A 12,875-nucleotide genomic window follows, 5' to 3' on the forward strand; every position below is an offset into this window, starting at 1 on the left:
CGGGTAGGCGGGCATCATGTAGCCCAGGGTGGCGACCAGAAGCAGGCCTGCCGTGATGTGGGCGGCAATGGTCCACTGCGAGGCTTTTTTGGGTTGTACAAAGGCGCCGATCGCGGTGCCGAAGCCACGTTGTCCGGTGGTCATGCCCCCCAGAAAGACAGCGAGCAGCAGGGCATGGAGCGCGCCCATGGCCCCGAGATAGGTCCAGAAATTGAGACCGGGATAGGCCAGCCCGGTGAGGTAAATCAGGAACACACCATAGGCCAGCAGGCCATGGGTGCCGTGCACAAAAGCCGGGGCCCGACCGGCGAGCACGTAGAGGGTGCCCATACCAAACAGGGCGGTCACGACAATCAGAATCAGACCACTGATGGTGGTGACCGTGGGGGCGAGAATGACCAGTGCCAGGGCGACCAGTCCGACCAGGGTGGCGACGACCCGATGGGCGGCTTCCGGGTCACCCCGGACCATCAGCACCACAATATTGCGGGTGTAGGGCCACTTGGTCCCCAGAGACAGGCCATAACCGAAGCCTTCGACAATGCTGCCAAGCAGAATCAGGACAATGGCAAAGCCAACTTCACTGGCCTTGAGGCCGTTGACCAGACCATTCAGCAATCCGTGACTGCTGAAGCCCTGCCACAGACCTGCCGCCACCGCCAGCAGCAAACCAGCCGTGATGATCCGGCCAATCCAACGCACTACCGGCGTCATCTCCCCTTCTATGGCGTGGGGAAGTGCTGAATCCGACACTATTGAAGACTTCGCTCCCAGGGACGTAGACATTCTCGTGCTCCTTAGTTACCAGAATCCGTATGGACGTTCATTCCCGGCATAGCTGCCATTCCGGGAGTGGCGGATGCGTGCACGGCAGGTTGCATGGCCGATGACATGACTGACATATCCATGGTCCGCAGATACAGCTGTGAGAACATCCACCAGGTCAGTCCGATGGTAATCAGGAACAACGGAATGAACAGGACCAGGGCCACGGTATTCCAGATGTTGTGTTCGGAAATGTCGATATGTAGCAGGAAATAAATCTGGGCAATTACGGCAATCCCCGCACACACCGAAATCACCATCAACAAACCGAAAGGTGGAACCGAATGAGAAGTCACCAGAAAAGTCGCCACCAACATCAGGAAAGCCGAAATGGCAAAACCCAGAAAGTAGCCTTTGGAAGTGGACAGTTGCACTTCCGGATGCATGGTCGGATCTGCGGCACCGTGACTCATGATATGTATCCCCACAAGTAGACAAAGATATAAACAAAAACCCAGATCACCGCCTGCAAATGCCAGAACATCCGCAAGGTGAGCAGACGACCCACCGTTTCCTCGGTAAAGCCCTTGGTCATCACCTGGGCTATCATCACCAGAATCCAGATCAAGCCGAAGAAAATATGCGTCGCATGCACCTGAGTCAGCACCATAAATGCCGACATGCCGCCACTGCTGGCAAGAGTAATCCCCATGGAATAGAGATGACTCATGTCATGAATATCCAGAACCAGGAAGACCACGCCCAACACAAAAGCGGCCAGCATGCCGTTGATCAAACCGCTCTTGTTTTTGTGCTTCAGGGCATTCATGCCAAAACCATAAGCCAGCACACTCAAAAACAGGGCGATGGTCTGGGCAAAGGTGTACCAGGGTTTGACGAATTCAGCAGGGGTCGGCCCACCGAAATAACTATGTTGATAACTCAGCACCCCGTAAGCGGCAAATAATGTCGCAAACAACATTCCGTCGCTGAGCAGGTACAAAAAATATCCCAGGGTGCGGGTGGAAATCACATCATGCGAATGATGATGGGTATCCCACAGTTCCGCTTTTTTGGGATCAACCGTACTGGCATGTGAACTCATAATTAAAACTCCTCAATTCGTGAGTAGCGCAGACGTCCAATGTGCTGGATGCCGCCTGCGCACTGAAGCCATTCTGTCGAATTTATTACCGCTTCGACGAATCGTCGCGCTGATAGGCCATGGCATTACCAACTACCCCACCACTGACGGGATGACTGTGATGACTGCCAGCAATTTGCGCCTCACGGCGATAGGCCTCTTCTTCCATCCTCTGCAATTCGGCACCGGTGACGATATAGCCGGGATCGCCTTTAAACGAGCGGATAATCATCAACACGATGATGGCCAGCAAAGACACAATACAAAGCCACCAGATACGCCAGGTCAGCGCAAAACCGAGCACAAAAGTCAGACCGCCGAGGATGATGGCCACACCCGTGTTATTGGGCATGTGAATGTCGTCGTAATGATCAGGACGGACATTGTCGATACCATTCTGCCGGCGCCATGCCAATTCGTCCCGTTCATTGACGTGAGGCAGAACCGCAAAGTTATAAAACGGCACGGGAGAATGGGTCATCCATTCCAGAGAACGTGAGGTTCCCCAGGCGTCCGCGCCCACACGATTTTTGGCATGATCACGCACGCTGACATAAAGCAGGATGAAAAACGCCAATACCGACAGGGTATAAACGACAATGCCAAACTCCATGACGTCCAGGTAAGACTGCCATCCGGTATTGAACACATATTCCAGACGCCGGGTCATGCCCATGAAGCCGAGCATGTACATGGGCACAAATACCAGTGCCGTGCCTGCGGAGAACAACCAGAACATGGTTTTCGCCCAGAATTCATCGAGCTTGAAGCCGAATACTTTCGGGAACCAGTACAAGACAGAGCCAAAAATGGCGTACACAATAACCAGCAACATGGAGTGGAAGTGAGCGACCACAAACACGCTGTTATGGACCATGTAATTAATGGCAGGAATGGCCAACATCATACCGGTCATACCACCGATCAGCAGCAAAAACAGCGCACCAATGGCCCAGAGCATGGCGGCATTGAAGGTCAGACGACCCCGGTACATGGTAAATGCCCAGTTGAACACCTTCACCCCGGTAGGAATACCTACCAGCATGGTGGCCACACTGAAAGCCGTATTGACATAGGGGCCTGCGCCCATGGTAAAGAAGTGATGCAACCAGACCAGCCAGGACACCCCGGCAATCGCCATACTGGCCAGCACCATGGTGATATAACCAAACAAGGGTTTTTCAGAGAACGTCGGAAAAATTTCCGACATCATGCCGAAAGCCGGCAAAATCACGAAATACACTTCCGGGTGTCCCCAGATCCAGAACAGGTTGGTATAGAGCATCAAATTACCGCCCATACCCGCCGTGAAGAAATGCGCACCCAGATACCGATCTGCGGCAACCAGACCCAGCGCCACCTGCAATGCCGGAAAAGAAGTCAGGGCAATGACGTTGGCCGACAAGGAAGCCCACACAAAAATCGGCAGCTTGCCCCAGGACATACCGGGCGCCCGCATTTTGATGATGGTGGCGAGAATGTTAATACCACCCAAGGTCGTACCCAAAGCCACCAACTGCAGGGTCCAGATCCAGTAATCCACGCCCACACCCGGGCTGTACTGCATTTCAAAAATCGGCGCGTATTCAAACCAGCCGTTGTGGGCAAAATCCCCCACAAACAGGGAAATCATGATTAACGCCGCAGCCGCAGCGGTAATCCATAAACCCAAAGCATTCAGGTATGGATAGGCCATATCCCGCGCACCAACTTGAATGGGCACGATGATATTCATGAAACCCACCAGCAAGGGAGTTGCTGCCAGCAAAATCATGATCAGACCGTGGGCACTATAAACCTGACCAAAGTGAAAGGGGGTCAGATAACCATGCAGGGATCCGAACACTCCGGAAGAATGCGGACCCACTGCCCAGACCTGCTGGGTACGAATCATCAAACCATCGATGAAACCTCGAAACAGCATCACCAGACCGATGATGATATACATGACACCGAGTTTCTTATGATCAACCGTAGTCAACCATTCTTTCCAGAGATAAGTCCATTTACCGTAATAGGTAATCAGACCAAGGACGATAATGGCTCCGATGACCACCGCCACAAACAGCGGTGCCAGAATCGGATTGGCGTAGGGAATCTGCGACCAGGCGAGACGCCCCAGAAGAGGGCTCCAGCCCCCAGGTAAATCTACGAGCATGTGATGATCCTCCGATTAATCGCGATGTTCAGCGGCTTGCTTTTTCATGTAGTCGACCATGTTTTCCGTCATCATCGGCGGAAGTGGCCAGGTTTTTCCGCGCATCACTTCAGTCATGACATGATCAAAAAGTCCCTGTTCGACTGAAGAGAAGTAAACCACGTGGTGATTGACATTAATGTAAGGCTGGGCAAAACGGTTAAAGCTGGCGTAGGTCAAACTGCCAGGCGCCTGCTGCACTTTTTGCACCCATTGCGAAAAGTCTGCCTTGTCGACCATTTTGGTTTTAAAGGTCATCCAAGATGTACCCGCACCGGCAAAATCGGAGGCAATACCCTGATATTCGCCTGCATGATTACTTAACAACGCATTTTTGGTACGCATACCGGGCATTACGTCAATCATGCCGACCAGCTGGGGAATGAAAAAGGTTGTGGTCACGGCACTGGAGGTCAGGCGGAAGAAAACCGGGGTGTGCACCGGCAAGACCAACTCATTGGCTACGGCCATGTGATATTGCGGATAGACAAACAACCACTGCCAGTCCGTAGCAATGACATCCACTTCCACCGGGTCCCCATTGGGCTTCATGTGGTGGGTGATGACCGTAGGATTATAAGGATTGATTTCGAAAGTCCCTTTGACGGCGAAGTAGGACAGAAATCCGACCGCAATAATGGGAATACCCCAGACAAACACTTCAATGGTGTTGGAATGAGACCAGTGCGGATCATACTTGCCCCGGTTCTTGCCTTTCTTGTAACGCCACATGAACCAGACCACCAGCAAGGCGGTCAGCCCGACAATCGCACCCATGATCACCACATCCACGATCATGTAAAACAGGTTGGTTTTGGCCATGATACCCTTGGGATCAAATATCCAGTAAGGGTTATGTGCGCATCCACCCAGCAGTAAAACGGGAGCCAACGCCGCAGCGCGCCATCCCTTTTTCAGCCAGTTCCTCCACTTAATATCCATTATGTATTTCTCCCTGGCGGACAACAGATGATCCGCAATAAAACAAGATAGCGGTTACTATCCAATCAGCTTTTGATGAAAACAATACAAACTTATACTTTTTATGCTAATTCGAATCTCGGGTGTAAAAGTAGTGCAGAGAAGTCTGCAAATCAATAGAACATCCCCACAAATATTTTTGGGTTAATAAAAGTCTCATTAGTGCTATGAATATATTTAATTTTTTATTGCGAATATAATAATAATCTTATTTTGTTATATTACAAAAAAACAATAATAATCATTTTGTTATTACATAATTTAAAATTTAAAAAACATTACTTTAATGTTTAATGTTGTGTTTATCCGCTTATAAATTTTTCGCTTGTGTTGAATAGATTTAGAATGCATCAACAAGTAAATTCAAAAAAATAATATATTATTGTATTTTTATTAATATTTAAAATAGCCAGATTTACGATCGTATATTATAAAAATACAAGATTAACCTTACATATATTTTTATTGTTGTGGCAGGCTTTTGTGTTACACTTTTTCCGTGAACAAACAGCCCTATATTCTTTTCCTGCTCAGCAGCGCCCGGGTTTTGCAACTCCGGGATGGCACCAGGATACCCACCGGCTTCTGGGCAGAAGAATTGGTCGTCCCGTGGAATTTACTGAAAAACTCTGGCTGGACTTTGTCTATTGGCACCCCGGAAGGCAACATCCCGATAGTGGATCCCGACAGCCTGGATATGGCCAATCTCAATAATGACCAACAAAAAGCGGATAAACTGGCAGAGCAACTCTCGCGAATACCCGAACTGGAGCATCCTGTTTCCGTGCAAAGCCTGCACGCCGAGCAGCTGGATCTTATGCAGGGATTATTTATTCCGGGCGGAAATGGTCCTTTAATGGATTTGGCAAAGTCTGCCGATGTCGCGCGCCTTCTCCAGCATTGTCGTGATCATCGCAAGGTACTGGCGACCTTATGCCATGGGAGCGCTGCCTTATTGGCGACTGCCCACGATCACAGCGCCCCGCCCTTTTCCGGCAATCTGGTCACCTGCTTCAGTGCCGCTGAAGAAGCCGCTACTGCACTGGCTGGCCGCTGGCCTTATACTCTGGAGGAGCACTTGAGAAATGCCGGATTCCTCGTTAGTGTCGGGAAATCATGGCAAAGCCATGTGGTCGATGATGCGCAAATTCTGAGTGGTCAGAATCCAGCCTCGGCGGTGGCACTGACGCAAGCTTTTATACAACGATTATTTTTTCAGACTAACAAGGAAAACAGGCAATGAATGCAGATGCTCTCAAAAAAATGGCGGCCGAAGCCGCTCTCTCCTACATCCAGCCCGGCATGGTGGTCGGCGTAGGTACAGGCTCAACCACCAACTTTTTCATTGACGCTCTGGGTGCTGCAAAAATTCATGTAGATGGCTATGTCGCCTCCAGCATTGCCACCGAAAATCGTCTGAAAGCCCAGGGCTTAAATGTGCTGGACCTCAACAGCACCGGTGATATTCCCGTTTATGTAGACGGTGCCGATGAGGCGGACCCGCATTTCCGTCTGATTAAAGGCGGCGGCGCGGCACTGACCCGGGAAAAAATTGTGGCCAGCGCCGCCAGACTGTTCGTCTGCATTGCCGACGCCAGTAAAGACAAACCCATGCTCGGCAAGTTTCCCCTACCCGTGGAAGTGATCCCCTTTGCCCGCAGTTTTGTCGCCCGACAACTGGTCAAACTGGGTGGAACCCCTACCCTGCGCAATGGCGTGACTACCGATAATGGCAATGTCATCATTGATGTCACCGGTCTGGATCTTTCTGATCCGGTGAAAATGGAAGCCGCCATCAATCTGATTCCAGGCGTACTGGACAACGGCATTTTTGCCCATCGGCGCGCCGACGTGATGCTTTTCGGTAGCGAAAACGGTGTCATTGAGAAAAAGGCCTGAGCTCTGCTCAAAAGAGAAATGCATATGGAAGGTGAAATAGACCATCGCAGTACCCGGCGGGATTTTACCCACGGGGAGTTGCATCGACACGAACTGGACAGCAATCCCTTTCAGCAATTGGCAACATGGCTGGCCGCCGCAAAGGACGCAGGCAATTTTGATGCGACCGCCATGGTGCTGGCTACTGCTGATGCTTCTGGACACCCCGATGCGCGCTATGTACTGCTCAAGCATTTTGATGAACAGGGGCTCTGCTGGTATAGCGACCAGCGCAGCCAGAAGGGTCAGGAACTGGCCGTAAACCCCAACGCAGCCTTGGTATTTTACTGGCCGGAAAATGATCGTCAGGTACGGATCAGCGGCCCTGTAGAACCCCTGGATACGGCTGCTGCCGAAAGCTATTTTCAGCAACGCCCGAGCCGCAGTCGTTATTCTGCTGCAGCGTCCATCCAGAGCCAGGTCATCGCCAGTCGCGCCGATCTGGAAGCGCGTGTTGCCGAATTACAGCAGCGCTATCCTCAGGACAACGTCCCACGCAACCCGGCATGGGGTGGGTACCGGCTGATTCCCGAGCGTTTTGAATTCTGGCAGGGCCGTCGTGACCGCCTGCATGACCGATTTGTTTATCGACGTTCTGATGACCCCAGCCAGCCTTGGTTGATTGAACGGCTCATGCCCTGAGCCGTCACTCAAAATACTTCAATGCGGGCTTCGTAATCCACCAGAATCATGCGATAAATATCGTTGCCAAGCTGCACATGGGCAGATTGCGGCGCGCCAATACGTATGCTGTTTCCTCCCGCCATACTCAAACCGGAAGGGCCAAAATGCTCCTGTTCAATCAGGTCATCCAGTAGAGCCTGCAACTCCAGCCTGGGAACCTGACAGGTATTGTCAATGACCTTGCAGGGCTTGCCTCGTTTGGTTTTCCCTTCGATGATAACGGCATCGGCACGAATGGGCTGCAAGCCCTCATCTTCTATCGCTGCATCCTGAATCATGTTGATCAAATCTCCTTAAACAGCATCCCGAAATAACCAGGGCGCTGATTGTCGGCGGGCTGCCTCATAAGCGTGAATGGCCCCTTCATGCTGCAGGGTCAATTGAATATCATCCAGACCATTCAATAATTTATGTTTGTGTCCGGCATCCATGGGGAAACAATAGCGACTATCGCCCATGGTTTGCACTTCCTGGGCGGGCAGATCAATGCGCAAACGATAGCCAGGATTGGCCGCCACTTCATGAAACAAATGATCCACTTCATCTGCCGACAGTCGAATCAACAAAATCCCGTTCTGCACGCAATTATTTGCAAAGATGTCCGCAAAGCTGGGGGCAATGATGGCGCGAAAACCATAATCCGCCAGCGCCCAGGGAGCGTGTTCACGACTGGAACCACAACCAAAGTTTTCCCGGGCCAGCAAAATCCGGGCATCTGCGTATATCGGCTGATTGAGGATAAATTCCGGGTTGTCCACCTGTTTGCCGTCTTGTTCCAGATAGCGCCAGGCATCGAAAAGATGCTTGCCCAAACCCTGTCGCTCAATGGTTTTGAGAAACTGCTTGGGGATGATGGCGTCAGTGTCCACATTGGGACGATCCAGGGGGGCGACAATCGCCTCTAATACGGTAAAAGCTTCCATTATTTCTCCATTTGTCGCTTGACGAGATACTCCACGGCAGCCACTTCTGCCGAGCAACCGCGCAAGCTCGAAAAAATGCCAATTTCCACCATCCCCAAGCTGCATAAACCCAGAGCGATGCGCAACACCCAAGAGCGGGCGCGCTTTTTATGGTGCAGACCAGTCACGTACATCCACAAAATGTCCGGCAATCGCTGCCGCTGCTGCCATGGCCGGGCTGACCAGATGGGTTCTGCCACCCGCTCCCTGACGCCCTTCAAAGTTTCGGTTACTGGTACTGGCACAGCGTTCACCAGGCTCCAGTCGGTCGGCGTTCATGGCCAGACACATGGAACAACCCGGTTCACGCCACTCAAAACCCGCCGCTTTGAAAATACGATCCAGCCCTTCGGCTTCGGCCTGGGCTTTCACCAGTCCCGAGCCGGGAACCACCATCGCCACTTTTACCGAAGCGGCTTTCTGATGCCCCTTGGCTACGGCAGCAGCAGCACGCAGATCTTCAATGCGCGCGTTGGTGCAGGAACCAATAAAAACCTTGTCGAGCGCTATGGCCGACAGCGGCGTATTGGCCTGCAAATCCATATAGACCAGAGCGTCCGTCCAGCCCTTACGGCGTACCATATCGGATTCACGGGCAGGATCAGGAATGGTGGCGCCAATTTCTGCGACCATCTCGGGGCTCGTTCCCCAGGTGACTTGAGGTGCGATATCCGCTGCATGGAGACGAATTTCTGCATCAAAACTGGCATCTGCATCCGAATGCAATTCACTCCAGGCCGCCACGGCCTGATCCCAGATTCTGCCCACCGGGGCATAAGGACGGCCCCGCAAGTAATCAATGGTAATGGCATCTACGCCAACCATCCCCGAGCGCGCTCCGGCTTCAATGGCCATGTTGCATAAGGTCATGCGCCCTTCTACCGACAAAGCCTGCACGGCTGGTCCAGCAAATTCGATGGCGTAGCCCGTACCGCCCGCCGTACCCATTTTGCCGATAATGGCCAGCACCATATCCTTGGCGGTGACGCCCCGACCCAGTTCGCCATCTACCCAAACCCGCAAGCTCTTGGATTTGCGTGCCCATAGGCACTGGGTCGCCAACACATGCTCCACCTCCGTGGTACCAATACCAAAGGCCAGCGCACCCAGCGCACCATGGGTCGCCGTATGGGAATCGCCGCACACCACGGTCATGCCCGGCAGAGTGAGTCCCTGCTCGGGGGCAATTACATGCACAATTCCCTGGCGCGGATCCAGCATTCCGAATTCTTCAATGCCGAATTCCGCACAGTTCTGATCCAGGGTATCGACCTGCAAACGGGAAGTCGGATCAACAATACCCGCCGCCCGATCCGTGGTCGGGACATTGTGGTCCGCCGTGGCAATATTGGCATCAATCCGCCAGGCTTTGCGTCCCGCCGCGCGCAAACCCGAGAAGGCCTGGGGGCTGGTAACTTCATGCAGCAACTGACGGTCAATATAAAGCAATACGGCACCATCCGGTTCTGCATGCACCACATGGCTTTCCCACAATTTGTCATAAAGCGTTTTTGCTGCCACAAGCTTCTCCTCAAACATCTCTATCCAAAATTAACCAATGTCGTTTACAAAGGCAATGCCGTCATCCAGCACACATCCAGCGAAAAATCATGATTCGGCTGCAGCGCAAAGTGTTCACAGACCTCCGTCGGAGCCCCGGCCCATACGCTTTTGATCCCTGTCACGCGCTCTTCCGGGCTGCGCATTCGGGTTATCCAACTGGCAAAATCCAGAGGCAGCTTCCAGGTATCCTGATCAAGCATCTGCCACCCGGCTGCAGCACACATCGCCTGCCATTCTGAAACCCGGTAATCCCGCACATGAGAAGGGTCACGCAAGATTTCGACCGTCTGCAGAAAAGTATCCAGTAACGGATTTTCGGGTGCACATACGTCAATGATGACACATTTTCCCTGGGGATGGAGTACACGCCGCATTTCCCGAAGTGCCGCAGGGACATCCGCCCAATGATGGGCAGAAAAACGCGTCACCACTCCATCAAAATAAGCATCAGCGAAGGGCAATGATTCTGCCGTACTTTTTTCGGTGTGGAGATTGGACAATCCACGCTGTTGCGCCTCGTCAGCTACCACATGCAGCATTTCGCCGGAGATATCCACCGCGAGCACTTCCCCGACGACTTCCGCCAGAGTAAAGCTGGCATGCCCCGCCCCACAGCCAAGGTCCAACACCCGCATGGTGGGCTGTCCGGTAAACTCCCGGCGCAGACGCTGTAAATCTGCACCCTGAGCATGTGCCGGACTATGGAGATAATCCGTTGCTGCCACACCAAATTGCTTTTCTACCAGTTTTTGCTGATTATTCATAGGCTTTTTGTCTTCCAAAAAAGATAATCCAATCATACGGGGGTCATCAAACTGGTACAATATGAGTACTTATACTGGTATATTAACTACCATGATTGCGCTTTACATGGAACCGATGGATGTCTGGTGACACACAGGCCTTGGGGGCGTTTATTCGTCGCCACCGCGAAAAAACAACGCCGCAGCAGGCTGGCCTGAATGCACTAGGACGCCGTCGCACTCCCGGTCTGCGCCGTGAAGAACTCGCCATGCTCTCGGGAGTCAGTGGCACCTGGATCACCTGGATTGAACAGGGGCGGCCGATACAGCCTTCCGTGCCCACGCTGGACCGCCTCAGCAAGGTGCTGCAGCTATCCCATGCCGAACGGCAGCATTTGTTTCATCTTGCGGGCAAGGCTGATCCCCAGCTTGAATCTCCCCCTTCTGCCGTAGCGCCCACCCTGCTCCACCTTCTCAAAATCCTGCAGTATCCCGCCTATATCCTGGATCGCTACTGGAATGTGATTGCCTGGAATATGGCCGCCGCCGCACATTTTGTGGGCTGGTTACCAGCCAGCCCGGCTCCTGAGGGAAAGCCTCCCAATTTACTGGAATTTCTGTTCCTCGACCCCAGCGCCAGAAATTTCGTCGATGATTGGCAAAGCCGTTGCCGACGTCTGGTCGCCGAGTTTCGTGCCGATGTTGGCAAGCACCTGGATGATCCCGAAATGGCCCGAATCATCACCCAACTGCAAAGTCAGAGCCGCACATTTGCCGAGCTCTGGCCTGCTCAGGATGTAGTGGAAAGAGAAGGCGGCCGCCGGGTATTCCAACACCCAGTACATGGGCGCGTGGTGTATGAACAAAGCACCTTATTGCCAGCGGCACATACGGATATGAAACTGGTGATTTTGTTGCCCTATCAGGAAGCAGCGGATATGTGATTAGATTGGAAAATTGTTGTTTGATGGATAGTTACGAATGACTGGGATGCAGCGGAAGCGGTCATTCGGCGGACTGACAGTCGTGTTCTCGAAACTTGGCTCTCTATGACTGTAAACTGTGACAGTCTTTTGAGCATGCACTTTGAGAATCGCGACTGGTAGATAAGAAAGGCCAAGGCCTTACGATTAGGATGAGGCGCCCCGGGCCGTCCGAGGCGCCTATCGTTTACTCGGATTGGTCGTATCCAAACTGGAGACCGGCCGTTCCTCCCGTTTCGATGAACAGGTTCATGAAGGCCGACACGGTTTCCTTGCGTTGCCAGTCGCGCTGGAGTTCGCAAAACAATTGCGTCACGCTGATCATTTTCCCGCCCGCCTGCTCGATCCTACGCAGAGCCATCTCATGCGCCGTTACCGATGTTCCGCCGACAGCGTCAGCTACGACATAGACCTCATAGCCTGCAGTGAGCGCATCCAGCGCTGGAAAGGTCAGGCAGGCCTCGGTCCAGAGAGCTGTCATGATGAGCTTCTTGCGACCGGTGGCTTCCACGGCCTTGCGAAACTCAACGTCCTCCCATGCGTTGATCGTAGTGCGGTCAACAGTGGGAAATTTATCCAGCACCTTGCGCAGCTGTGCGATGGGTGGCTTGTTGAGGCCGGTCTTGACGTTCACTGTGGAATGCACAATCGGTAAGCCATAGGCCACTGCGGCTTTCGCCGTACCAACAATATTGTTGACCAACAACTGACGGTCCATTGAAGCGATCGAATTCACCTGCACGGGCTGATAGTCGATGACGATGAAAGCGGTGTTCTGCGGTGTCAGCAGTTGATCGTTCTTCGGATCGCGGATAGGTTCGCTTGCCATGGTTTCTCTCCTTTTCAAGGGTAGCTTCAAAGACGGATTCCGTTGGTAATGCTGCTGCAGAATCCATTCCCACTTAGCGCTGGAAA

The 12,875-nt window shown here is 52.7% G+C and carries 15 protein-coding genes; 4 read left to right on the top strand and 11 right to left on the bottom strand.

Translation table 11 applies throughout. The features are described from left to right. The 5 genes from HJG40_RS14170 to HJG40_RS14190 all read right to left on the bottom strand — a co-directional run. The coding region (locus HJG40_RS14170; protein ID WP_215864797.1) for a cytochrome C oxidase assembly protein at window positions 1-786 on the bottom strand (786 nt) is incomplete at its 3' end. 11 nt (window positions 787-797) lie between these two features. Continuing rightward, window positions 798-1,238 (bottom strand): cytochrome o ubiquinol oxidase subunit IV, encoded by a 441-nt coding sequence (locus tag HJG40_RS14175; protein WP_215864798.1) that lies wholly within the window; start codon window positions 1,236-1,238, stop codon window positions 798-800. Next, window positions 1,235-1,870 carry a cytochrome c oxidase subunit 3 gene (locus HJG40_RS14180; protein WP_010636936.1) on the bottom strand — a complete coding sequence of 212 codons (636 nt, stop codon included), beginning with the start codon at window positions 1,868-1,870 and terminating at the stop codon, window positions 1,235-1,237. Before HJG40_RS14180 ends, HJG40_RS14175 begins: the two co-directional genes overlap by 4 nt. An 85-nt stretch (window positions 1,871-1,955) precedes the next feature. Continuing rightward, a complete protein-coding gene (locus HJG40_RS14185; RefSeq protein ID WP_215864799.1) occupies window positions 1,956-4,067 on the bottom strand; it encodes a cbb3-type cytochrome c oxidase subunit I in 2,112 nt (703 codons plus the stop codon). A 15-nt stretch (window positions 4,068-4,082) separates the two neighbouring features. Next, window positions 4,083-5,048 (bottom strand): COX aromatic rich motif-containing protein, encoded by a 966-nt coding sequence (locus tag HJG40_RS14190; RefSeq protein WP_215864800.1) that lies wholly within the window; start codon window positions 5,046-5,048, stop codon window positions 4,083-4,085. Between the two features lie 538 nt (window positions 5,049-5,586). On the opposite strand from HJG40_RS14190, the gene HJG40_RS14195 reads away from it, so the two are divergent. The 3 genes from HJG40_RS14195 to pdxH are packed head-to-tail and all read left to right on the top strand — an operon-like array spanning window position 5,587 to window position 7,667. Further along, on the top strand, window positions 5,587-6,330 hold the full coding sequence (locus HJG40_RS14195; RefSeq protein ID WP_215864801.1) for a type 1 glutamine amidotransferase domain-containing protein: 744 nt from the start codon (window positions 5,587-5,589) through the stop codon (window positions 6,328-6,330). Then, complete coding sequence (rpiA, locus tag HJG40_RS14200; RefSeq protein WP_215864802.1) at window positions 6,327-6,986, top strand: ribose-5-phosphate isomerase RpiA; 660 nt, start codon at window positions 6,327-6,329, stop codon at window positions 6,984-6,986. The genes HJG40_RS14195 and rpiA overlap by 4 nt, the downstream gene beginning before the upstream one ends. A gap of 24 nt (window positions 6,987-7,010) precedes the next feature. Then, a complete protein-coding gene (gene pdxH / locus HJG40_RS14205) occupies window positions 7,011-7,667 on the top strand; it encodes a pyridoxamine 5'-phosphate oxidase (RefSeq protein WP_215864803.1) in 657 nt (218 codons plus the stop codon). A gap of 8 nt (window positions 7,668-7,675) precedes the next feature. On the opposite strand, the gene HJG40_RS14210 is transcribed toward pdxH, so the two are convergent. The 5 genes from HJG40_RS14210 to HJG40_RS14230 are packed head-to-tail and all read right to left on the bottom strand — an operon-like array spanning window position 7,676 to window position 10,998. Then, window positions 7,676-7,987 carry a hypothetical protein gene (locus tag HJG40_RS14210; RefSeq protein WP_215864804.1) on the bottom strand — a complete coding sequence of 104 codons (312 nt, stop codon included), beginning with the start codon at window positions 7,985-7,987 and terminating at the stop codon, window positions 7,676-7,678. Between the two features lie 15 nt (window positions 7,988-8,002). Next, window positions 8,003-8,632, bottom strand: coding sequence for a 3-isopropylmalate dehydratase small subunit (gene leuD, locus HJG40_RS14215; protein ID WP_215864805.1), 630 nt, complete (start codon window positions 8,630-8,632; stop codon window positions 8,003-8,005). Next, entirely contained in the window at window positions 8,632-8,799 is a 168-nt protein-coding gene (locus HJG40_RS14220; RefSeq protein WP_215864806.1) for a hypothetical protein, read from the bottom strand. Before HJG40_RS14220 ends, leuD begins: the two co-directional genes overlap by 1 nt. Continuing rightward, window positions 8,780-10,192: a 3-isopropylmalate dehydratase large subunit gene (gene leuC, locus HJG40_RS14225; RefSeq protein WP_215864807.1), complete on the bottom strand. Its 1,413-nt coding sequence runs from the start codon at window positions 10,190-10,192 to the stop codon at window positions 8,780-8,782. The genes HJG40_RS14220 and leuC overlap by 20 nt, the downstream gene beginning before the upstream one ends. Before the next feature lie 44 nt (window positions 10,193-10,236). Continuing rightward, window positions 10,237-10,998 (bottom strand): class I SAM-dependent methyltransferase, encoded by a 762-nt coding sequence (locus HJG40_RS14230; RefSeq protein WP_215864808.1) that lies wholly within the window; start codon window positions 10,996-10,998, stop codon window positions 10,237-10,239. Between the two features lie 119 nt (window positions 10,999-11,117). On the opposite strand from HJG40_RS14230, the gene HJG40_RS14235 reads away from it, so the two are divergent. After that, window positions 11,118-11,921, top strand: a complete 804-nt coding sequence (locus HJG40_RS14235; RefSeq protein WP_215864809.1) for a helix-turn-helix transcriptional regulator — start codon at window positions 11,118-11,120, stop codon at window positions 11,919-11,921. A 226-nt stretch (window positions 11,922-12,147) separates the two neighbouring features. Here HJG40_RS14235 and HJG40_RS14240 read toward each other — a convergent pair whose 3' ends face one another. Then, window positions 12,148-12,789, bottom strand: a complete 642-nt coding sequence (locus HJG40_RS14240; RefSeq protein ID WP_215864810.1) for a hydrolase — start codon at window positions 12,787-12,789, stop codon at window positions 12,148-12,150. Window positions 12,790-12,875: the final 86 nt, after the last annotated feature.

The organism is Acidithiobacillus concretivorus, assembly GCF_018853445.1.
In the GTDB taxonomy this organism is placed as follows: Bacteria; Pseudomonadota; Gammaproteobacteria; order Acidithiobacillales; family Acidithiobacillaceae; genus Acidithiobacillus; species Acidithiobacillus concretivorus.